Annotated in this window: 22 protein-coding genes; 14 read left to right on the top strand and 8 right to left on the bottom strand. The window is 41.2% G+C overall.

All coding sequences use genetic code 11. The features are described from left to right. The first annotated feature begins 170 nt into the window (after window positions 1–170). Complete coding sequence (gene fdxA, locus ABXT41_RS01930; protein WP_415391155.1) at window positions 171–494, top strand: ferredoxin FdxA; 324 nt, start codon at window positions 171–173, stop codon at window positions 492–494. A gap of 82 nt (window positions 495–576) precedes the next feature. Here fdxA and sppA read toward each other — a convergent pair whose 3' ends face one another. Genes sppA through arsC form a run of 4 tightly spaced genes read right to left on the bottom strand, consistent with a single transcriptional unit; the run spans window position 577 to window position 3751 of the window. Continuing rightward, window positions 577–2427, bottom strand: coding sequence for a signal peptide peptidase SppA (gene sppA / locus ABXT41_RS01925; RefSeq protein ID WP_415391154.1), 1851 nt, complete (start codon window positions 2425–2427; stop codon window positions 577–579). Next, window positions 2424–2795 carry a DUF2069 domain-containing protein gene (locus ABXT41_RS01920; protein WP_415391153.1) on the bottom strand — a complete coding sequence of 124 codons (372 nt, stop codon included), beginning with the start codon at window positions 2793–2795 and terminating at the stop codon, window positions 2424–2426. The genes sppA and ABXT41_RS01920 overlap by 4 nt, the downstream gene beginning before the upstream one ends. Before the next feature lie 18 nt (window positions 2796–2813). After that, window positions 2814–3407 carry an NAD(P)H:quinone oxidoreductase gene (wrbA, locus tag ABXT41_RS01915; RefSeq protein ID WP_415391152.1) on the bottom strand — a complete coding sequence of 198 codons (594 nt, stop codon included), beginning with the start codon at window positions 3405–3407 and terminating at the stop codon, window positions 2814–2816. Beyond that, window positions 3407–3751 carry an arsenate reductase (glutaredoxin) gene (gene arsC, locus ABXT41_RS01910; protein ID WP_415391436.1) on the bottom strand — a complete coding sequence of 115 codons (345 nt, stop codon included), beginning with the start codon at window positions 3749–3751 and terminating at the stop codon, window positions 3407–3409. The genes wrbA and arsC overlap by 1 nt, the downstream gene beginning before the upstream one ends. Before the next feature lie 105 nt (window positions 3752–3856). Here arsC and ABXT41_RS01905 point away from each other — a divergent pair, with 105 nt between their 5' ends. Together ABXT41_RS01905 and ABXT41_RS01900 are read left to right on the top strand one after the other, a co-directional pair. Then, window positions 3857–5101: a YihY family inner membrane protein gene (locus tag ABXT41_RS01905; protein WP_415391151.1), complete on the top strand. Its 1245-nt coding sequence runs from the start codon at window positions 3857–3859 to the stop codon at window positions 5099–5101. Then, on the top strand, window positions 5092–5592 hold the full coding sequence (locus ABXT41_RS01900; protein WP_415391150.1) for a TlpA disulfide reductase family protein: 501 nt from the start codon (window positions 5092–5094) through the stop codon (window positions 5590–5592). The genes ABXT41_RS01905 and ABXT41_RS01900 overlap by 10 nt, the downstream gene beginning before the upstream one ends. On the opposite strand, the gene hda is transcribed toward ABXT41_RS01900, so the two are convergent. Continuing rightward, the gene (hda, locus tag ABXT41_RS01895; protein ID WP_415391149.1) at window positions 5582–6286 is read right to left on the bottom strand and encodes a DnaA regulatory inactivator Hda; all 705 of its coding nucleotides are present in this window, start codon (window positions 6284–6286) and stop codon (window positions 5582–5584) included. The two genes, ABXT41_RS01900 and hda, sit on opposite strands and share 11 nt — an antisense overlap. Beyond that, window positions 6286–7401: a DUF2066 domain-containing protein gene (locus ABXT41_RS01890; RefSeq protein ID WP_415391148.1), complete on the bottom strand. Its 1116-nt coding sequence runs from the start codon at window positions 7399–7401 to the stop codon at window positions 6286–6288. The genes hda and ABXT41_RS01890 overlap by 1 nt, the downstream gene beginning before the upstream one ends. A gap of 160 nt (window positions 7402–7561) precedes the next feature. Between ABXT41_RS01890 and purM the strand changes: the two genes are divergently transcribed. The 3 genes from purM to ABXT41_RS01875 all read left to right on the top strand — a co-directional run bounded on the left by purM (window position 7562) and on the right by ABXT41_RS01875 (window position 10147). Next, window positions 7562–8620, top strand: a complete 1059-nt coding sequence (purM, locus tag ABXT41_RS01885; protein WP_415391147.1) for a phosphoribosylformylglycinamidine cyclo-ligase — start codon at window positions 7562–7564, stop codon at window positions 8618–8620. Between the two features lie 3 nt (window positions 8621–8623). Next, entirely contained in the window at window positions 8624–9295 is a 672-nt protein-coding gene (gene purN, locus ABXT41_RS01880) for a phosphoribosylglycinamide formyltransferase (protein WP_415391146.1), read from the top strand. Window positions 9296–9499: 204 nt separating this feature from the next. Continuing rightward, window positions 9500–10147 (top strand): DUF3108 domain-containing protein, encoded by a 648-nt coding sequence (locus ABXT41_RS01875; RefSeq protein WP_415391145.1) that lies wholly within the window; start codon window positions 9500–9502, stop codon window positions 10145–10147. Here ABXT41_RS01875 and dcd read toward each other — a convergent pair. Together dcd and apbC are read right to left on the bottom strand one after the other, a co-directional pair. Next, window positions 10137–10709: a dCTP deaminase gene (dcd, locus tag ABXT41_RS01870; protein WP_415391144.1), complete on the bottom strand. Its 573-nt coding sequence runs from the start codon at window positions 10707–10709 to the stop codon at window positions 10137–10139. The two genes, ABXT41_RS01875 and dcd, sit on opposite strands and share 11 nt — an antisense overlap. A gap of 86 nt (window positions 10710–10795) precedes the next feature. Next, window positions 10796–11623, bottom strand: a complete 828-nt coding sequence (apbC, locus tag ABXT41_RS01865; RefSeq protein WP_415391143.1) for an iron-sulfur cluster carrier protein ApbC — start codon at window positions 11621–11623, stop codon at window positions 10796–10798. A gap of 155 nt (window positions 11624–11778) precedes the next feature. Between apbC and metG the strand changes: the two genes are divergently transcribed. From metG to ABXT41_RS01825, 8 genes are all read left to right on the top strand, one after another. Next, the gene (gene metG, locus ABXT41_RS01860) at window positions 11779–13848 is read left to right on the top strand and encodes a methionine--tRNA ligase (RefSeq protein WP_415391142.1); all 2070 of its coding nucleotides are present in this window, start codon (window positions 11779–11781) and stop codon (window positions 13846–13848) included. 120 nt (window positions 13849–13968) lie between these two features. Next, the gene (gene rsxA / locus ABXT41_RS01855; RefSeq protein ID WP_415391141.1) at window positions 13969–14544 is read left to right on the top strand and encodes an electron transport complex subunit RsxA; all 576 of its coding nucleotides are present in this window, start codon (window positions 13969–13971) and stop codon (window positions 14542–14544) included. Window positions 14545–14554: 10 nt separating this feature from the next. After that, window positions 14555–15187, top strand: a complete 633-nt coding sequence (gene rsxB / locus ABXT41_RS01850) for an electron transport complex subunit RsxB (RefSeq protein ID WP_415391140.1) — start codon at window positions 14555–14557, stop codon at window positions 15185–15187. Next, window positions 15184–17151 carry an electron transport complex subunit RsxC gene (gene rsxC, locus ABXT41_RS01845; protein WP_415391139.1) on the top strand — a complete coding sequence of 656 codons (1968 nt, stop codon included), beginning with the start codon at window positions 15184–15186 and terminating at the stop codon, window positions 17149–17151. Before rsxB ends, rsxC begins: the two co-directional genes overlap by 4 nt. A gap of 12 nt (window positions 17152–17163) precedes the next feature. Beyond that, entirely contained in the window at window positions 17164–18288 is a 1125-nt protein-coding gene (rsxD, locus tag ABXT41_RS01840; RefSeq protein ID WP_415391138.1) for an electron transport complex subunit RsxD, read from the top strand. Continuing rightward, on the top strand, window positions 18278–18952 hold the full coding sequence (gene rsxG, locus ABXT41_RS01835) for an electron transport complex subunit RsxG (RefSeq protein WP_415391435.1): 675 nt from the start codon (window positions 18278–18280) through the stop codon (window positions 18950–18952). Before rsxD ends, rsxG begins: the two co-directional genes overlap by 11 nt. Continuing rightward, a complete protein-coding gene (locus ABXT41_RS01830) occupies window positions 18945–19658 on the top strand; it encodes an electron transport complex subunit E (RefSeq protein WP_415391137.1) in 714 nt (237 codons plus the stop codon). Before rsxG ends, ABXT41_RS01830 begins: the two co-directional genes overlap by 8 nt. 151 nt (window positions 19659–19809) lie before the next feature. Further along, a complete protein-coding gene (locus ABXT41_RS01825) occupies window positions 19810–21546 on the top strand; it encodes a DEAD/DEAH box helicase (protein WP_415391136.1) in 1737 nt (578 codons plus the stop codon). The last annotated feature ends 34 nt before the right edge of the window (window positions 21547–21580 follow it).

Here is a 21580-nt window from a genome sequence, read left to right as displayed (position 1 = left end):
TCCTTCCCGTATATGCTGCTATTTTGGCTATTATGGCTAGCTAAACTTGCAAGGATCTACTTAATATTTATTAAATTAAATAATATTGAGTAGATATTGTTTAAACACAGGATTTGATTTCTGTATAATGCGGCGCTGATCAACGTCCAAGTCTTAGGGAGAATTACACAATGACATTTATCGTCGGCGAAAATTGTATTAAGTGCAAATACACAGATTGTGTGGAAGTATGCCCTGTAGACTGCTTTTATGAAGGCCCTAATTTTTTAGTCATTCACCCCGATGAGTGCATCGATTGCGCGCTCTGCGAACCAGAATGTCCTGCAGGGGCTATATTTTCTGAAGATGAATTACCTGATGACCAACAAGTATACCTAGAGCTAAACACTGAACTAGCTCAAGTTTGGCCAAATATAACCGAGAGAAAAGAACCCTCGGTGGATGCTGAAGAATGGGATGGGGTTACAGGGAAGCTTCAATATCTAGAACGCTAAAATCCAACACATAAAGCTACATACTTTTAAAAATCGGCTTCATTTTAATAATTTAGCTGGTTTTTTTACCTCTAAAAAATAACTATTCAGCGCACTCAAAGCAACTTAAATATATTCCTCTCGGGTCATTTAATTCTGTCATCAGAATAAGTTTTTTAGCGAATCCTTTAAGTTTGGCTGTCAAGCTTAAAGGATTCCATTTTTCAGGAAATGCGCCGACTAAAAATCCAAAATTAACCCCATCAATCTCTTGTAAAATTTTCTCACGAAAGTCTAAAGGACGAGTCAACTTTAATATTTCATAACCATCAAGATTTGCAGATTTTGCTGCAGAATCCAAAGATTGCGCTAAGCTGCCTAATTGATCGACTAATCCTAAGTCTAGAGCTTTTTTTCCTGTCCAAACACGACCCTGTGCGATCAAATCTACTCCTTCAATACTACTGTTCCTTGCTTCAGCAACAATGGCTAAAAATTGACTGTAAGTGTGATCCACCCCTGCCTGAATAATTTTTTTTGCATGATTAGACATAGGTCTAGATAACTGAAAAATATCAGACAAGGCTGTGGTTCCTAAGCCATCACTTTGAACTCCCAGATCTTGCAAGGTATCTTCAAATGTAGGAATAATGCCAAAAACACCAATAGAGCCAGTAATCGTAGTTGGGCTAGCCCAGACCTCACTGGCGCCCATGGCTATCCAGTATCCTCCAGAGGCTGCAACTGAACCCATAGAAACTACTACAGGTTTTCCGGAATTCTTTAAAGATACCATCTCTTGGCGAATCACTTCTGAAGCGAAAGCACTACCACCAGGACTATCTATGCGTATCACTGCAGCTTTTATCTTGTCGTCTTCACGAGCCTGCCTTAACAATTTAGACAAACTCTCGCTGCCTATTAGGCCATCAGGTTGGTCGCCCTCACTAATAACGCCTTTGGCTACAATTAGGGCGACCTGATTCATGCTAATTTTACTGCCCGAGGGTTTTGATTGCTGCTCTATATACTTTAGATAATCCGAAGAGTCTATATGTTGATAGCCGCCGTTATCTGCTAAACCTGAAAGTAATATCAGCCGAGCCATAACCTCCTGTCTACTCGATAACTTATCTATTAAACCAGTATCCAACGCTAGTTTCGCAGCATTACCTTGATGCTTTAATAATTTTTTTCCTAAATTATTAGCATAGTCATTAATAGACCCTTTGCTCAACCCTCTTAAGCCCTCTACTCTAGTCGTATAGGTATTCCAGATTTCATGGATCCATTGAGAGGTATGCTTTCGTGAAGCCTCAGACATGCTTGAGCGAGTAAATGGCTCTATCGCGTCCTTATATGTTCCTACGCGGAAAACATTAACCTTAATACGTAATTTATCTAGAGCTTCTTTTAGATAAATAGTATACCTACCATAGCCTTCTATTATTACTGAACCCATGGGGTGAAGGTGTATTTCATCAGCATAACTTGCCAAATAATACTGCTCTTGGGAGTAACTGTCTCCGATGGCAACAATAGGTTTGCCACTGGATTTAAATCGCATCAAAGCTTCCCCCACTTCCTCTAATTTGCTAATGCTTCCGCTCGTAAGATAATCTAATTGCAGAACTAAGCTGGTAATACGGGGATCGGTGGCTGCATAGTCAATAGCATCGATTAGCTCAAAGATTGACGTTTCAGCTGCAGTATCACTTTCATCTAGAAATTTTTTAATTGGAGAAATAAAGGTTTTTTGGTCTACCAAAATACCATTCGGGGAGATCTTTAGGGCGGCGCTCTCTGGCAAAAATTCGGTTTCATTATCAAAAGAGATTCCAATAAAGGAAACAATTATGAGTACTATAATCAGACTTACTAGTCCTTGGGTTAAAAAAATTAATCCTTTGAAAAGCTGTATTAAGGGGCCTAAAAATCTTCTTTTAATGCTCATTCAGAATCACTCTGATAAAGCGAATATTGCTTCCATCTACTATGCATCATAGCAACGCTAAACATAATCACCAATATGATTATTTCCAGCACATCGACGTAGTTAGAGCTAGGTGAAAAGAAGTTATCTACCGCTACTATAAAATACAGCAACACCACAAAGCATAATATTGAGATAGTCTTATATTTCTCTTTATACAACCCAGGCAAAAGAATAATTAAGGGTACAAATGTAAAAATTGTCAAACTAAGGGGAATTGACCGGATAAAACTATTAGCAAGCAAGGCTAAGCCAAAAAGCATTATGCTTCCCCACGTTAACCTACGACAGACATGTAATTTTTTACCCAGACCAGAAATAACTTTCATATCGATAATATTTCCTAGTTAAGAATGAGGGGCTAGTCGTTTCGCCAGTCTAGCAATTCGTTTACCCAGAGCAATACATAATTCTGATTCCTCTGGGGCAATGTCGTCAAAATCTTTACCTGTTTGGCAGGATGCACCATACGGGGTTCCACCCCTAGTGGTACTATGGAGAGCTTTCTCGCTATACGGCAGACCAACTAAAATCATTCCTTGATGCATTAGAGGCAACATCATGGTCAAGAGGGTTGTTTCTTGTCCGCCATGAAGAGAGCCGGTGGAAGTAAACACGCCGGCCGGTTTTCCGATTAGATCTCCATTCAACCAAATATCTCCCGTCATATCCAAAAAATACTTAAGTGGAGCAGCCATATTTCCAAAACGCGTAGGGCTTCCCAGTATTAAACCAGCACTATCTCTTAGATCTTCCTGGGTGCAATAAAGATGTCCTGTTGTTGGGATATCTGGCTCAGTGCTCTCGCAAACAGTCGATATAGCTGGGACCGTTCTGATTCTGGCCTCTAGGCCAGCCCGCTCAATCCCACTCCCTATCTTTTCAGCCATGATCTTAGTGTTACCAGAACGTGAATAATAAAGAACCAAAATATATGCCATTAGATAATCTCCAATACTTGTTCGGGTGGCCGCCCAATCACTGCTTTATCGCCATTAACTACTATGGGCCGCTGTATAAGCTTTGGATGTCTAGCCATTGCATCAATAAGCTGGCTTTCTGTTTTTTCTTTATCTGACAATTTTTCTTCTCTATAGATATCTTCATTTGTCCTTAGCAGCTGGCGAGCCGGAATCCCAAGTTTTTTTAAAAGATCCCTTAATACTTTTACTGTTGGTGGTTTTTCAAGGTACATCAAAATATCTACAGCAAGTCCTTTTTTCTCCAAAAGGGCCAAGGCTTGTCGAGATTTAGAGCAACGGGGATTGTGATAGATGCTAATCATGGTCTTTGTAAGAAGAACCTCTGTATAATTGAATAAGCTAGCCATACATTTTAGCTGAAAACTGGTCATTAGGGCTACCTGGGTTTACACATAAGAGACCAAAGGATGTATTTTATGCACCCAAGACAACGAATGATTGTGCATTTTCTTCGGCACCTTTCTGGTCGTTTCGTTGGTGATGCTTGTGGCCAAAGCGCCTCAGCCTTAACCTATATGACTCTTTTTGCAGTCGTCCCCATAATGACTCTAATGTTTTCAATGTTTTCCTTGGTGCCAGCATTTCAAGGCCTTGAAAATAAAATTCAAGCATTGATTTTCAGCCATTTTTTACCGCAAAGCGGGGCAGAAATACAACAATATCTGACTGAATTTTCAAATCAAGCACGAAAATTATCAATCTTGGGGGCAGTAATCCTTTTGGCAACGTCTTATTTAATGCTAGCAAATATAGAAAAAACTTTTAATAAAATCTGGGGCAACACAAGTTGTCGTCGAGGCCTGTATAGCTTTCTTTTATATTGGGGGGTTCTCAGTATTGGTCCCCTATTGATCGGTATTGGCCTGGCGATCCACGCATATCTTCTTTCTTTTCAGCTGACAACCAATGAGACTGACACTCTAGGCATTATTGGCTCAATGCTTAAAATTTTACCATTGCTATTTACATGGGGAGCTTTTAGTTTTCTCTTTATTGCCATCCCTAACTGCAAAGTATCTTACCGATATGCCCTTATCGGTGGCTTAATTACCTCTATGCTTTTTGAGTTAGCCAAAATTGGTTTTGGCATATTTATATCCTACTCTAGCTATACTAATATTTATGGGGTCTTTGCAATATTTCCTATATTTCTCATCTGGATCTATTTGATGTGGATTATTGTTCTTGCTGGAGCAGAACTGGTTCGATCGCTAGAAACCTTCAAATCTGTTTGGGGTGAGGATCGTTTTTCTGACTTCGTCGCAGTTTTGATAATACTATGGGAGTGCTGGAACAAACAGCAAGAAAACAAAACTCTTTCTAATAAAAATATGCTCACAGCAGGATTTGAAGAACAGCATTGGATGAAGCTACGAGATCAATTGCTTAAAGAGCATATTTTAAAAGAAACCAATAACGGCCATTATGTTTTAATAAGAGATCTTGCACATATCAAGCTTACCCATCTTGCATCTTTGTCTAACAATGGATCTGTCACTATCCCTAAACACACAAATACTGAAACACTCGTCATTTATCCGTGGCAACGACAACTAACTGACATTTTAGATCAAACAAACATGGCGGTTGACGACACTTTTTCCTCGACAGTTTTTGAATTATTCTCCAATGAGTCTCGTCAGTGCAAGTAACTACGGATAACAAACTGCGCGCTTCTTTAATTGTTTTATGGTTGGGGTTATTACTCTTATGTTTTTTAATCGCCTCTTGTCAAAAAAATGATACTGTCTACACACTTACTGACGGACAAAAATTAAACTTTTACGATTTCCGCGGACGCATAGTGCTGATTAATTATTGGGCCATATGGTGCAAGCCCTGCCGAACAGAAATACCCGAACTTAATGCTTTGCAGAAAAAATGGGGTAATGATGTTGTTGTTCTTGGGGTGAACTATGACGGCATACAGGGAGATGAATTAAAGATGCAAGCGAAAAATATGGGCATCAATTTTCCTATATTAACGAGAGACCCAAGAGAACAGTTCGGCGTCGCGCCAAGCGGAGTGCTTCCAGAAACGCTAGTCATTGACAAGCAAGGTGCGCTGCAAGCTGTTCTATTGGGACCGCAAACTACTGAAAATTTATTAACTATAATTAATAGCAGCTCCGCTACCAACTAAATATCTTCTTTACGAAAGGTATACTGAGTTTTCGCTGCGCTTGCAATGAAGTTTCTTCAAGTACATCAAGGCAATGCATTAGGGATTTCATTTCTCTTGAAGCCCTAACAATCATATATTTAGCCACATCATCATTCAGCTTCATTCCTCTGCGTAGAGCACGAAATTGGAGAATTTTTAATTTATCGCTATCGTCCAACATCGAAAGTTGAAATATAGGGGCTGAGCTGCAGCGAGACTGCAAATCAGGGAGCTTTAATGAAAGCTCTCGGACAGGGCAACTCGAACCCAGCAATAAAAATTCACTTGAGTCTCTAATACGGTTGTATAGATTAAACAACGCCTTCTCCCAGCCAATTTTTCCTGAAATTGCCTGAATGTTATCAAGACAAACTAGCGATACGCCTTCCAGCTTACCCAGCAACTCCTCAGGCGAGTAATCTAAAAATTCAGACAATGATAAATATTGAGATGACAACCCTTGCGAAAAAGCCTTATGACAACTGGCTTGCAGTAAATGGGAAACGCCACTCCCGTGGGCGCCCCAAAGATAAACAAAAGGATTATCATGGGAAAGAAGCTGGTTTCTAAGGACTTCAACTGCAGTATAATTGTAGCTATTGTCCTTTAAAAAAAAGTTCTCAAAGGTAGCGTCATCATTCAGTTGAACATTTAAAATAAGCTGCTTTGACACTAACGACCCTGCCATATAAATTGCAATTGCGGTTTGGGTAAAAATGTCGCTCCCCGTTTTTCAATATCAACAAGGATAGGACCTTTAAAATTATTAACATTCTCTTTTATTCGTCGATCCCTTCGAAAAGTTTCCAGCAATAGAAGCTCCTCACCCCCCGTATGAAGCTCCAAACTAACTCTGTCCTGGTCAATAATTTTTACCCTCAAGTCCCGAACCATCTCCAAAGACTCCAGGTAACTTATTGCCTCTCTAAGTGAGGCGTAATCATTTATATTCTGGAGCTGGAGGACTATTTTCTCAGTATTTTCTTTGGGAATATAGGAATATCGAGAAGCCATCGTATCGACAATATGAGGTACAATTTCGTCGAACAATTTCGGCAAGCTGTTCGCCATTGTATGCTTTAATTCAATAGAATTATTCGCTGAAAAATCCCAGGAGGCGTTCCACTGACCAGAAGACCCCTGGAATAGGCGCACTGCGACCCAATATTTGGCAGTATAGCGATCGGAGGCGATCGAAAGTTTCTTTTGGTCAAGATTCCAAACATCCACTTCAAAAAAATTTTTGGTATCCTTTAAGTCCAGTAGGGGGAAAACTAATGGCGCACCCCTGTTATCCATAAGTCTCCGTAATGCTTCTGTCGTCTCAGGAAATTCTTCCTGTGTCATAAAGCGAATTCCTTCTACTGGATCTTCAATTACAATCCAAGCGAGCAAAAAATGTCGGTCAGCCGGCCAAATTTTTAATCGATATTTTTGTATCAATTTTCCAACCTCAGAGGGGTCATAATTGAAGCTAATACCAAGCCCCGAATTTGCGCTCTTAATTTGCAGCGGATCGACATAACCCACATAAGAAAAATCTGCCACAAAGCTTTCAGGGCTAGGGTGGACTAGGCCTTTCAAGGGTTGGCTTTCACCTGTAATTTTTACTAATATCGACTCCAAGCCAATACTCATAGCTTTCAATCTTTCCTTGTCGCCTTGATTGGCCACAGGCACTATAACTTCATGGAGATTAGCTACGATATCAGCACCCACATAAGCAGAAAAAAAGACCGTCATAGAAAGCCAGGCTAGCGTATTTTTGAAAAAAGAAAAAAAATTCATAACATAATTGTATCAGTAGAGTGCAGATAGACGCATTATCTGACTGTCAGTTCCCTTGTTTTAATATAAAATAACCTATCTGCTAATTCTTTTTACTGAAAAAATTAGTAAAAACTAGGTGCTGAACAGCAACACAACCAACTTAAGGTGGTCAGAAGCAATGCATGACGAAAATACTCCCTCTCTGAGCTACAAAGATGCCGGTGTAGATATAGATGCTGGAAATACTCTTGTGGAGCGCATTAAACACGTTGCAAAAGATACTCGACGACCAGAGGTTTTGTCAGGACTAGGTGGGTTTGGCGCTCTATTCAACCTACCAAGCGGGTACAGAGAGCCTGTTCTTGCTTCTGGAACCGACGGTGTCGGAACCAAGCTAAAGCTGGCTGTGGACCTCGATATCCACAACACTATTGGTATTGACTTGGTTGCAATGTGCGTAAACGATCTCTTGGTTTGCGGGGCTGAACCGCTATTTTTTCTCGACTACTATGCTACTGGAAAATTAAACATTGATGTAGCCGCGTCTGTAGTCTCCGGTATAGGTGAAGGATGCAAACTTGCTGGTTGCTCGCTAGTAGGTGGGGAAACTGCAGAGATGCCAGGAATGTATAAAGAAGGAGATTATGATCTTGCTGGCTTCTGTGTTGGCATAGTAGAAAAATCTGAAATCATTGATGGTGCCAATACTTGCGAGGGTGACACTTTAATCGGACTTGCTTCTAGTGGTCTTCACTCCAACGGCTACTCTTTAGTTCGAAAAATTATTGAAATTTCGAATACCGATATTAAAAACGAATTCATTGGCGGAGTTCCATTGGGAGAGGTGCTGCTAGCTCCAACTCATATCTATGTAAAATCGATTTTAGCTTTAGTAAAAAATGCCCATATGAAAGTTCATGCTATTGCGCATATAACTGGTGGAGGGCTTCTAGAAAATATTCCCAGAGTGTTGCCAAAAAATACTAAAGCAATTATTAACACTAAAAGCTGGAAGCAAGCGTCTGTGTTTGATTGGCTTCAAAAAAATGGCAATGTTGACCCTATAGAAATGTATCGCACCTTTAACTGCGGCATTGGAATGATTATCTGCGTATCAAGCGCAGAAAGTCGAACAGCACTAGATATACTTCATGCTGCAGGGGAAGAGGCATTTATTATTGGCAGTATAGTTCACGCTGAAGATGATGATAAAAAAGTCGTGCTAAAGGGGCTCTAGAGCATGACTACAACGCGCAGATCTAGATTGGTTATTTTGTTATCTGGCAGCGGCAGCAATTTGCAGGCACTTATAGATGCAATAAATGGTGGAGTGATTGAGGCTGATATAGCTGCGGTCATTAGCAATAAGCCTGAGGCTCTAGGACTAAAGCGCGCTGACGATGCGGGCATCAAGCATGCGGTCATAGACAATCTGCAATTTTCAAGTAGAGAAAATTTTGATCAAGCATTGTGCAGAGAGATTCAAATTTATAAGCCAGATCTGGTTATTTTGGCAGGCTTTATGCGTATCCTTACATCAAAATTTGTTGAGAATTTTGATGGACGCATCCTGAACATACACCCATCTTTACTACCTAAATACCCCGGCCTTCATTCGCACCAAAAAGCAATTGATGCTGGTGATTTAAATGCTGGAGCTACAGTGCATTTTGTCACAAGCAAGCTCGATGGAGGACCCTCCGTTCTGCAGGCAGAAGTACCCATCTATCAGGATGACAGTGCAGAGGTATTGGCTCGCCGTGTTCTAACAAAAGAGCATCAAATTTACCCCTTGGCAGTCCAGTGGTTCTGCGCAGGACGACTTTCTTTAGTTGATGGAAAAACTTATCTAGACTCAGTGGTATTACCTAAATATGGCCTAACTTTCACTGACACTACAACGGAGAAGTAATATTGTATGCTGAGATCGTTTCTTACTTGTGTTCTGCAAAAATCTACGCATTTAATTAAAAATCAGAGGTTGATTGGCCAAGTTAAATCTAGGCTTTATTTTGCCTTAAAGAAACGTAATCTCAGCATATGCATATTATGCTGCGTTAGTCTGTATTCCGCCGCATATACTAAAGCTGATACGGGGGAGATTAATCTTCTTGCGTTGACACCCTACAATCTCATTTATTCTGGCTCATACAATGGGATGGATGTGAAGATCAGCCGAAATTTAACAGGCAAAGCAACGGCCTACACGCTAAGTACAACGGCAAACAACATGGTTAGCGATATCAGCGAACAAGCAATTTTTGAAATGAATGCTCATGGCGCTATTGTTGAATTGAAATATCGAGCCACGCGCAACATGTTCGGCCTAAAGAAAAAAGAGCTATTGCTCTATGATCAAACTACCGGTATTGCTAGCTATGAAAGCAAAAAGAAGAAGCGTCAAATTTTATTAAGTGATGCTCATTTTAACCAGCTCACTTACCAGATAAAACTACAAAGTGACTTGATTAATGGCGCCACTTTTTTGAATTATCCTATAATCAAAAAAGGTAAAGTGAGAATTTATCGTTTTGAAATTCTGGGAAAAGAGACACTTAAGACGCCCTTAGGAGAAATCAATACACTAAAAATTAGAAAAATACGGGAGGGGAGCGATAGAGAAACGTTTTTATGGTTTGCTCCTCGCTGGAATTTCATGTTAATTCAACTATGGCAGCATGAAGCAGGTGGAGGTGACTATAGAATGTTATTAGAAAACGGCACGCTAGCAGGAAAGGAACTAGGTAGCCTCACTACGCTTTAGGTAAGGTAACTCCAGTCTGTCCCTGATATTTTCCTCCCCGGTCCGCATAAGAAACCTCGCAAATTTCATCGGACTCAAAAAACAACATTTGAGCCACCCCTTCATTTGCATAAATTTTTGCGGGCAAACTGGTTGTGTTGGAAAACTCTAGAGTGACATGACCCTCCCACTCTGGCTCCAAAGGGGTCACATTAACTATAATTCCACAGCGTGCATAGGTAGATTTACCTAAGCATACTGTCAACACATTTCTCGGAATCCGAAAGTACTCTATCGTGCGCGCTAGCGCAAAAGAATTAGGAGGTATGATGCAGTAGTCGCCTTTTATATCAACAAATGCATCTTCATCAAAATGCTTCGGATCAACTGTCTTTGAGTGAACATTTGTAAAAATTTTAAACTCATCAGCACACCGAACGTCATATCCATAGCTCGAGACACCATAAGAAATCACCTTCTCGCCACTGGGGTTAGGTTGACGCACTTGTCTACCAACAAATGGCTCAATCATTCCCTCTTTTAACGACATTTGTGTGATCCATTTATCGGACTTAATGCTCATAGTACTTAACTTCCCAAAATTATTTGATAACAAAAGTTCTGCATAATACCTTTTTGGTCGGCTTGATCAAAGTACGCAGCTAAAAGTTACTCAATAATAATTTCTGGACCATTATGAGATACGGTATTTGCCAGCACAGTGGTTATTTTAAGTGAAATATTTCGATACACATGACTCTCAGAACATTCAGGATCAAAGTACACAGAAGGCTTCCCATCGTCGGCCCGCTGGCGAATATCCATGGAAAGAGGCAACACACCTAAAATCTCCGCACTATATTCAGACGCGACTATCTGGGCCCCATCTTTCCCAAAAATATGTTCGTGGTGCCCACATTGACTGCAAACATGAACTGCCATATTTTCAATAATACCAAGCACGGGGATGTTGACCTTATCAAACATCTCAATAGCTCTTCGAGCATCCAACAGAGCAACATCCTGAGGCGTGGTAACAATCACTGCGCCAGACAGCTGCGCTTTTTGCGCCAATGTCAGCTGAATATCTCCTGTGCCAGGTGGCATATCTACTACCAGGTAATCCAATTCACCCCAAATGGTTTGGGTCAGAATTTGCAACAAAGCGCCACTAGCCATTGGGCCTCTCCAAACTACTGGCGTGTCTTTTGTCATCAGGTACCCTATAGACATAGACTTTAAACCTAATGTCTCTAAAGGTGCAAAGAATTTTTCTTGAACTATTTCAGGTCTTACATTTTCTGAAACACCAAGCATTAATGGCAAACTGGGGCCATAGATATCAGCATCAACAATACCAACTCTATTTCCAGCTGCCGATAACGCAAGGGCTAGATTAACTGCTGTAGTCGACTTGCCAACGCCTCCTTTACCAGATGCAACAGCAATCACATGCTTGACCCCTATAAGGCCTTCCTGAATATCACCTTCAGCCATATCAAATCCTCGTAAAACTAATGAAAATCTAGGGGAAAACCGTTACAATTAACCTCCTAAATAACATAGTGCACTTTAATTATACAGGTATGCACAACTTGCTAAGTCAATAAATTTTTAGCCTGCATACAAATGACAAAAAATAACAGTCAAGCATGATGCCAAAACAAACAACTAAATGTCGAAAAATTCTTGTTACAAGCGCGCTACCCTATGCCAATGGGCCAATACATCTTGGGCACCTAGTAGAGTATATCCAAACAGACATCTGGACGCGCTTTCAAAAAATGCGCGGCCACGAATGTTATTATGTCTGTGCTGATGATGCCCATGGTACAGCCATAATGCTCAAGGCTGAAGAGCTGGGTGTTACTGCTGAAGAATTAATCGCCCAAGTTCACACTGAACATGAGGAAGACTTTCAGGGCTTCTTGGTTCAGTTTGATAACTATTACTCTACTCACACAAAAGAGAATAGAGAGCTTTCAGCGCTTATATATAATCGTTTACGCGACAGCGGGCATATTGCTGTTCGTGAAATTATCCAAGCATTCGACCCAGAGAAAAACCTGTTTCTTTCGGATCGCTACATTAAAGGATCATGCCCAAAATGCAAAATAGAGGGCCAGTACGGAGATAACTGTGAAGCATGCGGGGCAACTTATTCGCCTCTTGATTTAATAAATCCAGTTTCAACTATTTCTGGGGCAACCCCCATAGAAAAAACATCTATGCACTATTTTTTTAAGCTTCCAGAATTTTCAGAATTTTTGAAAAAATGGACTCGTGATGGGCATCTTCAGAGCGAAGTAGCCAACAAACTAAATGAATGGCTCGTTTCAGGCTTACACGAATGGGATATAAGTCGTGATGCACCTTACTTTGGGTTTGAGATCCCTGGTGCACCAGGGAAGTATTTTTATGTTTGGTTGGATGCACCAATTGGCTATATGGCCAGTTTTAAAAACTTATGTGATCGATCAAATCTTAAATTTGAAGATTTTTGGGATAAGGAATCTAGCGCTGAGCTATATCATTTTATCGGTAAGGATATTATTAATTTTCATGCTTTGTTCTGGCCTGCGATGCTGCATGGCGCAAATTTTCGAACTCCTACCAAAATTTGCGTCCATGGATTCTTAACGATAAATGGTAAAAAAATGTCCAAATCTCGAGGTACATTTATTACAGCCCAAAGCTACCTTCAGAACTTAAATCCAGAATATTTACGTTATTATTTCGCATCCAAATTTTCTGCTGGAGTAGATGACCTTGACTTAAATTTAGATGATTTTATGCAGAAGGTTAACAGCGACCTAATAGGAAAGATAGTAAACATAGCTAGCCGCTGTTCAAACTTTATTACCAAAGGAAATGACGGGGTGCTTTCTACTACAATTGAAGATGAATCGCTATGGCTTCAAATAACTGGCGCAGCAGAAAGTATCGCCAACCACTACGAAAATCGTGAATTTGGTAAAGCTATGAGGGCAATCATGGCCCAAGCAGACGCAGCCAACGAATATATTGCTTTTAAGGAGCCATGGAAGCTAGCTAAGGACCCTGAGCAAAGACAAGCGGTATTGGATATCTGCTCTCTTGGGATCAACATGTTTAGGGTTTTAATGGTCTATCTTAAGCCTGTATTGCCAGCCATGTCTGAAGTTGTTGAGGGATTTCTCAATGAAAAACTGAGTTGGAGTGGGCTATCTCAACCGCTCATTAATCATAAAATAAATGCTTTTGAACCCCTAATGCAAAGAATTGAGCAGAGCCAAATAAACTCTATGCTTACAGCGAATAATGCGCTTGTTACAGCTCATCTGGATCAACACAAAAAGGTATCAGAACATATGACTTTAGAGGCAAAATTTGAACCAGCGCCAATAGAAAAAATAGCGGCTGAAATTAATTTTGATGACTTTATAAAAGTTGATCTAAGAGTAGCGCTTATCACCAAAGCGGGCTATGTTGAAGGAGCCGACAGATTACTTCGACTTACCATAAGCATTGGCAGCGAAACAAGAAGCATTCTCTCTGGTATAAGGTCATGCTACGAACCTAAAGATCTGGAGGGTAGACTGACAGTTATAGTTGCAAATCTAGCGCCACGAAAAATGCGTTTTGGTGTATCTGAAGGGATGGTTCTAGCGGCTGGCGACAATGACGGGATATACCTGCTATCGCCCGACAGTGGAGCAAAACCAGGGCAAAGAATTACGTAAATTACATCTTGGTACAAAATAACTACAGCTTATGACTAATATATACTAGGAAAATTATTGTTTTATGCTTATTGCACACTACGTGAAGCTATAATATATAACCTCTTGAGATGAGACAAAATGCAAGAATTTGCTGTTATTTTAATTAGCGCTATATTTGTGAACAATTTTGTTCTGGTTCAGTTTTTGGGCCTATGTCCTTTTATGGGCGTATCAAGCAAGCTTGAGACAGCAATTGGTATGGCTGGAGCGACAACCTTTGTGCTCACAATTGCTGCTATGTCTAGCTATATGGTGAATAATTGGATCTTGGTGCCATTGAATATCGAGTATCTTAAAACTATCTCATTTATTTTAGTCATTGCTGTTGTGGTCCAGTTCACTAAAATGTTTATTGAAAAAAGTAGTCCTTTGCTTTATCGAGTGCTTGGGGTTTTTTTACCGCTAATTACCACTAACTGTGCTGTATTAGGGGTGGCATTACAGAACACCACCAAAGCACATACATTGTCAGAGTCAACACTATACGGTTTCGGTGCAGCAATAGGCTTTTCTTTAGTGTTGATATTGTTTTCGGCCATGCGCGAACGTCTTACTGTAGCTGATGTTCCTGAGCCATTCAAAGGCGCTGCTATAGCCATGATTACTGCTGGATTGATGTCTTTAGCTTTCATGGGTTTTGGTGGATTGGCATAAAGGGGGAGGAATGTACGATATTATTATCCAGCACCCTTTGTACTCAGCACTGTTAGCTCTAGCGGGCCTTTCAGTTATTTTTGGCGGAATATTAGGTTATGCCGCCATTAAATTTAAAGTAGAGGGAGATCCAATTGTCCAACAAATCGATAAGCTTCTCCCTCAAACGCAGTGTGGTCAATGCGGCTACCCAGGCTGCAAGCCTTATGCGCAAGCTATAGCGGATGGGGATACTATAAATAAATGCCCACCTGGCGGACAGACAACCATTAATGCTATTGCTGACCTGCTAGATGTTGATGCACCCAGCCTAGATTCTGAGCATGGAGAAGAAAGTGACACCAGAACTATTGCTTATATCCGTGAAGACGAATGCATAGGGTGCACTAAATGTATTCAGGCATGCCCAGTAGATGCAATTCTGGGTGCCGCAAAATTAATGCACACAGTTATTGTAAGTGAATGTACAGGCTGTGATCTTTGTGTCGATCCATGCCCTGTAGACTGCATAGACATGCTTCCAGTAAGGAAAGGCCTGTCTGACTGGAAATGGGGCCTGCCCCCATCAGTTAGGGAGCAACTAACACCATCTAAGCTTAGTGATATTATTGCATCGGACACCAACGGAGCAAATACTCCATGAGAAAAATATGGAATCTTATTGGAGGAGTGCATCCCCCAGAAAATAAGCACCAGTCTGTGAAAGACTCTGTGGGCTCCCTCCCTTTGCCAGAAAAATTAATCATACCTCTTAATCAACATATTGGAGCACCATCTAAAGCAATCGTTGCTATTGGAGACAAAGTTCTTAAGGGACAGGTGTTGGCAAACCCAAAGGGAGTCTTAAGCGCAGGCGTCCATGCTCCAACATCAGGCCTGGTGTCCGACATAGGCGACCACCCTATCCCCCATCCATCGGGCATGTCAGCACACTGCATCACGCTAATACCTGATGGAGAAGATCAATGGATAGCCCATGAAGGATTAAGCAACTACCGAGATCATGTCCCTGAAAAATTATTAGAGATAATAAGGCTTTCAGGAGTGGCTGGACTTGGAGGAGCAGGTTTTCCGACAGCCGTAAAATTAAACCCACAAAAGCCTATCTCCACATTAATCCTTAATGGTACAGAGTGTGAGCCCTACATAACTTCAGACGATATGCTGATGAGGGAGCATCCAGAAGACATTGTTCAGGGTATCGAAATATTATCCTATATCCTTGGTGATCCGAAGGAAGTTGTAATAGGGGTTGAGGATAATAAGCCTGAGGCTTATGCAGCCCTAAAATCTTACTTGAAGAATACTACTATTGAACTAGCGACATTTGAAACTCGCTATCCCTCAGGTGGCGAAAAACAATTAATACAAATTCTTACTGGAACAGAAGTACCCGCTAAAGGACTTCCATCAGATATTGGAATTGCATGCCTAAATGTGGGCACAGCCTATGCTGTATATCGAGCAATTGTATTTGGAGAGCCTTTGATCTCTCGTATCACGACAGTGACTGGTAAGGCTTGTACAATCAACAGAAATTACGAAATCTTAATTGGAACTCCTATTAGCCACCTGCTTAAACATAACGCCTTTAATAAAAAAAATTGTTCTCGATTAATTGTTGGCGGCCCCATGATGGGCTTTGCATTAGAAAATCTAGACATCCCTGTCATCAAAACAACTAACTGTATTCTTGCTCCCAGCGAAGAAGAATTTCCCTCTCCTCAACCAGCCCAGGCCTGTATTCGCTGTGGCATGTGCGCAGAAGCCTGCCCAGCAAGCCTGCTACCCCAGCAACTTTTATGGTATGCGCAGTCAAAGAATTATGAAAAACTTGAAGTACAAAACCTTGCAGACTGCATTGAGTGTGGAGCTTGTTCTTATGTCTGTCCTAGTAATATCCCTTTGGTTCAATACTACCGCGCTAGCAAAGGAGAAATGAAAAAACAAGCTGAAGAAAAGGTAAGTGCTGATAGAGCCAGGCAGCGTTTTGAATTTCAAAAAAATCGTAAAGAAAAGGAAATTTTTGCAAAAAAAGTCCAGCGAGATGTTCGTCTAAAAGCTGCAGCGCAGGCTAATAAAACTTCTGGGACCGAAGGGATAATTCAGGCGGCCCTGGATCGAGCTGAAGCCAAAAAATCTTCTCCGGAAGATCAGCACTCTAGATCCACTCGCCGTATTGCGAGATTTGAAGACCAACTACGCTCTGCACAGGAAAAACTAGAGTCGCTAAAAGAGGGTGTTACTAGTGATCAGCACGAGCAAGCCAAGGCAGCTGTTGAGGACGCCAAAATCCGACTCGCTGAAGCCATTTCTAGCCATGGACTGAGTATGCCTATATCGAATCCTTCAGAAACACCTGATTCTGCCTCCGAGGCTATTACAAGGGCTCAAGCCAAAGTTACCATTCAGGCTGGTCTTTCTGATGAAGAAAAATTATGTAATACGATAGTCTCTTTGACTGCTCGACTAGAAAAAGCAACCACTAGATTAGAAATTGCCAAGACTGAAGGGTCAGAACATATTGACGCTTTTACTGTTGCGGCTGACAAACTAAAAGAGAAATTGGCGACAGCTGAAGCTGATCTGTCAAAAATCAGAACGTAACGGATATTAGTCATGGCTTTGCTGAAACTCACATCACCACATGCACATAGCGCTCAAAATACAGCGCGTGTAATGCAGCTGGTAATACTGGCAACCATCCCCGGATTATTCGCACTCACATTATTTTTTGGCTGGGGCTCCCTAATAAATGTCACTCTCTCATGCATGGTGGCGGTAGGCTCCGAAGCACTTGTAATAAGACTGCGAAAGCGTCCTATTATGTTTTACCTAAAAGACTACAGTGCTATTCTGACAGCTGTACTTTTGGGTATATCATTGCCCCCGCTAGCACCCTGGTGGATAGCTGTAGTTGGCACCTCTTTTGCCATTATTATTGCCAAAAACCTTTATGGTGGGCTTGGCTATAATCCGTTCAATCCTGCAATGATTGGCTATGTAGTTCTGTTGATATCTTTTCCAGTGCAAATGACTGCATGGCCGGCACCAGCAGAGCTCTACCCTTCAGATATGCAAGTTCCAGGATTATGGCATTCAATACAAATTGTTCTACCTTTACTGAATCCTGATACCTTATCAGGCGTATCTGAAACTGCATCTGGAACCATAGACGCATATACAGCAGCAACGCCGCTAGACACCTTTAAGCAAAATACTGGTCTACTGGTAGACCAATTCTATAAAAAGGAGCTCTTTTTTAGCCAAGGAACATGGGCAGGTCTTGGTTGGGAATGGGTGAATATTGGATTTCTACTCGGTGGATTATTTTTACTTTATCGAAAAATATTTACTTGGCATGCACCACTGGGAATGCTGCTGTCGCTAGCCTTGTGCTCGGTTATTTTCTATGACAGCGGAAGCTCTTCAAGTCTTGGTTCGCCATTATTTCACCTGCTGAGTGGCGCAACCATGTTTGGTGCTTTTTTTATCATCACAGATCCAGTCACATCAGCTACTAGCAATAAAGGCAGGCTCATCTATGGGGCGCTTATCGGTGTATTGATTTTTATCATTCGCAGCTGGGGAAGTTATCCAGACGCTATTGCGTTCGCTGTACTTCTAATGAATTTTGCTGCGCCACTGATAGATAACTACACTATGCCGCGAACTTATGGGTATAGTAAGTCTGGAGTTAAATCTAACAAAAAACGGAAAGAGGACCAAAGTGATGCTAGGTAAATCTATCCGATTTAACAGTCTTGTTCTGGGTATTTTTGCCTTAACAACAGCGACACTTCTCTCATTTACTTATGAGGGCACTAAAGATCGCATTGCCGAAGCTAAGCGAGAGGTTGCCAAACGAGCGCTACTTGAAATTGTTCCACTAGCAAGGCATGACAACGATATTTTAACAGATATCATCAAGGTTCCTGAAGAATATCTATCTACCCTGGGAATAAAGGATGGGGAGATAAATCTTGCGCGTAGCAACGATAAGCTTACTGCAATTATCATTCCTGCTATTGCACCAGATGGTTATAGTGGAAAGATTCAAATGTTAGTCGGCATAAATATAGATGGAACTATCGCGGGCGTCAGGGTAATTTCTCACAATGAAACACCGGGGCTTGGTGATAAAATAGATCTCAAAAAAAATGATTGGATTCTTGGTTTTGATGGAAAATCTTTAATCAACCCAAAACCAGAATTCTGGAAAGTAAAAAAAGACAAAGGCAACTTCGATCAACTTACTGGAGCAACTATTACCCCCCGTGCAGTCATTACACAAGTATTAAAAACGCTCCAATACTTTAAGCAAGACAAGGCGAGACTCTTAGAAGCAGCCAAGCTAGACAGCTCAAAACAAGATGCAATACTAATAGAGGCGATAATTAATGGCTGATATCTCCTACAAGGAAATAACTACCAACGGACTTTGGAAAAATAATCCTGCTCTTGTGCAGCTTTTAGGGCTGTGTCCGCTTCTAGCTGTGACAGGCAGCGTAGTAAACGCCTTAGGATTGGGTCTTGCCACCATGCTAGTCCTAGTTGGCTCAAATGCAGCCGTTTCCTTAATAAGAAAGCAAGTATCAGACGCTGTAAAAATTCCAGCTTTCGTAATGATCATAGCGACATTTACAACCTGTACCGAGTTGCTCATGAAGGCGTTTACCTATGAGCTTTATTTGATACTAGGCATATTTATTCCCTTAATCGTCACTAATTGTGCCATTCTGGGAAGAGCTGAAGCTTTTGCAAGCAAAAATACCATTGCATCATCAGTATTAGATGGGCTAATGATGGGGTCGGGCTTTGCAATAGTATTACTTGTTATTGGAGCAATACGTGAAATTTTTGGGGTAGGAACAATTTTCGCTAACATGGATTTGCTGTTTGGTCCTATTGCAGCCAACTGGAACATCAACTTATTTGGTGAAGGATATGGATTTTTAATACTAGTGTTGCCGCCAGGTGCCTTTATTGTTACAGGAATGTTAATTGCATTAAAAAATCTTATTGATAGCAAGCTAGCGCAATTAAATGCGACCAAGAAAGAGCCCCTAAAGAAAGGCGCAAAAAGAATGAGGACTACAGGGACTATTGCATAAATATAACGCTACCCCTGTAAAATTCATCCATCATACTGCGTCATGACCCACAAAAATCCTTTCTCCCTCAAAAGGATAGGCGTATACTCGCACATCTTACTTAATCTCACTTTCTGTTCCTGGAATTCACAGCAACACAGGTTTCATTTATATGCTACCCCCCGATTTCGAATCATTGGGCATTGCCGACTCAGTGCTTAAAGCCGTCAAGCAATTAGGTTACGAACAGCCATCTCCAATTCAAGCACAAAGTATTCCGATATTACTCAATGGAGAAAATTTACTTGGTGTTGCTCAAACAGGTACTGGGAAAACTGGTGCTTTTGCCCTACCTTTATTAAGCCGCCTCAATAGCGATCAGAAGACTCCTCAAGTTCTAGTATTAACACCCACTCGCGAACTTGCAATTCAAGTGGCTGAGGCATTTCAAACCTATGCTAGGCATCTAAAGAAATTTCATGTGTTGCCTATCTACGGCGGCCAAGATATGAGCACTCAACTACGTGGACTAAAGCGAGGAGCGCAGGTAATTGTAGGTACTCCCGGAAGGATACTCGATCATATTCGACGACGCAGCTTAGTGTTAAATCAGCTTAATGCTCTAGTTTTAGACGAAGCTGACGAAATGCTCCGGATGGGCTTCATTGATGATGTTGAAACTATTCTAGCTGAGACCCCTGATGCATGCCAAAGAGCCTTGTTCTCAGCCACAATGCCCCCAACTATACGCAGAGTTGTCAAAAAATATCTTGGTGATGCCAAAGAAGTCAGCATTGTTTCAAAAACAAAAACTGTTGAGCGCATTACGCAATTTTATCTTACAGTCAAGGGCCACCAAAAAATGGAGGCCCTTACACGCATACTAGAGGTAGAAGAATTTGATGGTATGTTGATTTTTGTCCGGACAAAATCTGCCACACTGGAAGTAGCTGAGAAACTTGCGGCTAGGGGATTTTCAGCTGCCGCTCTTAATGGTGACCTCAGTCAAATACTACGTGAACGTACTGTAAATCGTTTAAAAAAAGGTCAAGTAGACATTGTTGTAGCCACTGATGTGGCTGCTAGAGGTCTAGATGTTGAACGTATAAGCCACGTAATCAATTATGACATTCCGTATGATAACGAAGCTTATGTCCATCGTATCGGTCGGACCGGAAGAGCTGGACGTGATGGTAAGGCAATCTTATTTGTTGCGCCCAAAGAGAGCCGTCTTCTTTATTCGATAGAAAAATCGACAAACCAAAAAATCACCCTGATGAGACTTCCGACCGGAGATCAGGTTAGCGGTCAGCGTATACAGCAATTTCAGGAACGGGTTTTACAAAGCTTGAATGCCAAGGATCTTGAGCGCTTCAAGGGAATTTTGCATAAGTTATGCGAAGATAATGCTATATCAATATCTGATATAGCTGCAGGCCTTGCATCTCAACTGCAGCAAGAACGCCCACTTTTTCCAGATATGCCTTCCTTAGATACCACATTTAACGACAGGCAGACGCATGCCAAACCTAATCGCTCCAGGCCTGAACGCTCTGAGAAATTCAAGAAACGAGTAGATTCTGGAAAAAATCGTAGCTCAAATAGCGGTATAGCAATGGTGACTTACCGGATAGAAGTGGGTAAAAATCAAGGTGTTATGCCAAAAGATATCGTTGGGGCCATTGCAAGCGAATCAGGTATTGAAGGACAAAATATCGGACGTATTAAGTTGCATGATGAACATAGCACCGTTGAGCTACCAGAAGGTATGCCAAATGATATATTCCAACACTTAAAGCATAAGGTGCGTGTAAAACAACAACCTATGAGGCTAAGTCTTGATGGCCCAGGTGGTCCAGCAAAGGAGTCTGCAGGAAAAAGAAGGCCTAAAAATTCTCCCAATCTCTGATTTAGCGAAAAATATAAATATAGGCCTAGTATCA

This window comes from Porticoccus sp. Uisw_050_02, from assembly GCF_047729555.1.
Classification (GTDB): domain Bacteria; phylum Pseudomonadota; class Gammaproteobacteria; order Pseudomonadales; family Porticoccaceae; genus Porticoccus.
Note: the sequence above shows the minus strand (reverse complement) of the source record. Positions and strands in the feature narration are given on the sequence as shown.

Excerpts from the sequence above, each read along its gene's own strand:
- fdxA (WP_415391155.1), top strand. The coding sequence starts at position 171 with ATGACATTTATCGTCGGCGAAAATTGTATTAAGTGCAAATACACAGAT.
- sppA (WP_415391154.1), bottom strand. The coding sequence starts at position 2,427 with ATGAGCATTAAAAGAAGATTTTTAGGCCCCTTAATACAGCTTTTCAAA.
- ABXT41_RS01920 (WP_415391153.1), bottom strand. The coding sequence starts at position 2,795 with ATGAAAGTTATTTCTGGTCTGGGTAAAAAATTACATGTCTGTCGTAGG.
- wrbA (WP_415391152.1), bottom strand. The coding sequence starts at position 3,407 with ATGGCATATATTTTGGTTCTTTATTATTCACGTTCTGGTAACACTAAG.
- arsC (WP_415391436.1), bottom strand. The coding sequence starts at position 3,751 with ATGATTAGCATCTATCACAATCCCCGTTGCTCTAAATCTCGACAAGCC.
- ABXT41_RS01905 (WP_415391151.1), top strand. The coding sequence starts at position 3,857 with ATGTATTTTATGCACCCAAGACAACGAATGATTGTGCATTTTCTTCGG.
- ABXT41_RS01890 (WP_415391148.1), bottom strand. The coding sequence starts at position 7,401 with ATGAATTTTTTTTCTTTTTTCAAAAATACGCTAGCCTGGCTTTCTATG.
- purM (WP_415391147.1), top strand. The coding sequence starts at position 7,562 with ATGCATGACGAAAATACTCCCTCTCTGAGCTACAAAGATGCCGGTGTA.
- purN (WP_415391146.1), top strand. The coding sequence starts at position 8,624 with ATGACTACAACGCGCAGATCTAGATTGGTTATTTTGTTATCTGGCAGC.
- dcd (WP_415391144.1), bottom strand. The coding sequence starts at position 10,709 with ATGAGCATTAAGTCCGATAAATGGATCACACAAATGTCGTTAAAAGAG.
- apbC (WP_415391143.1), bottom strand. The coding sequence starts at position 11,623 with ATGGCTGAAGGTGATATTCAGGAAGGCCTTATAGGGGTCAAGCATGTG.
- metG (WP_415391142.1), top strand. The coding sequence starts at position 11,779 with ATGATGCCAAAACAAACAACTAAATGTCGAAAAATTCTTGTTACAAGC.
- rsxA (WP_415391141.1), top strand. The coding sequence starts at position 13,969 with ATGCAAGAATTTGCTGTTATTTTAATTAGCGCTATATTTGTGAACAAT.
- rsxB (WP_415391140.1), top strand. The coding sequence starts at position 14,555 with ATGTACGATATTATTATCCAGCACCCTTTGTACTCAGCACTGTTAGCT.
- rsxC (WP_415391139.1), top strand. The coding sequence starts at position 15,184 with ATGAGAAAAATATGGAATCTTATTGGAGGAGTGCATCCCCCAGAAAAT.
- rsxD (WP_415391138.1), top strand. The coding sequence starts at position 17,164 with ATGGCTTTGCTGAAACTCACATCACCACATGCACATAGCGCTCAAAAT.
- rsxG (WP_415391435.1), top strand. The coding sequence starts at position 18,278 with ATGCTAGGTAAATCTATCCGATTTAACAGTCTTGTTCTGGGTATTTTT.
- ABXT41_RS01830 (WP_415391137.1), top strand. The coding sequence starts at position 18,945 with ATGGCTGATATCTCCTACAAGGAAATAACTACCAACGGACTTTGGAAA.
- ABXT41_RS01825 (WP_415391136.1), top strand. The coding sequence starts at position 19,810 with ATGCTACCCCCCGATTTCGAATCATTGGGCATTGCCGACTCAGTGCTT.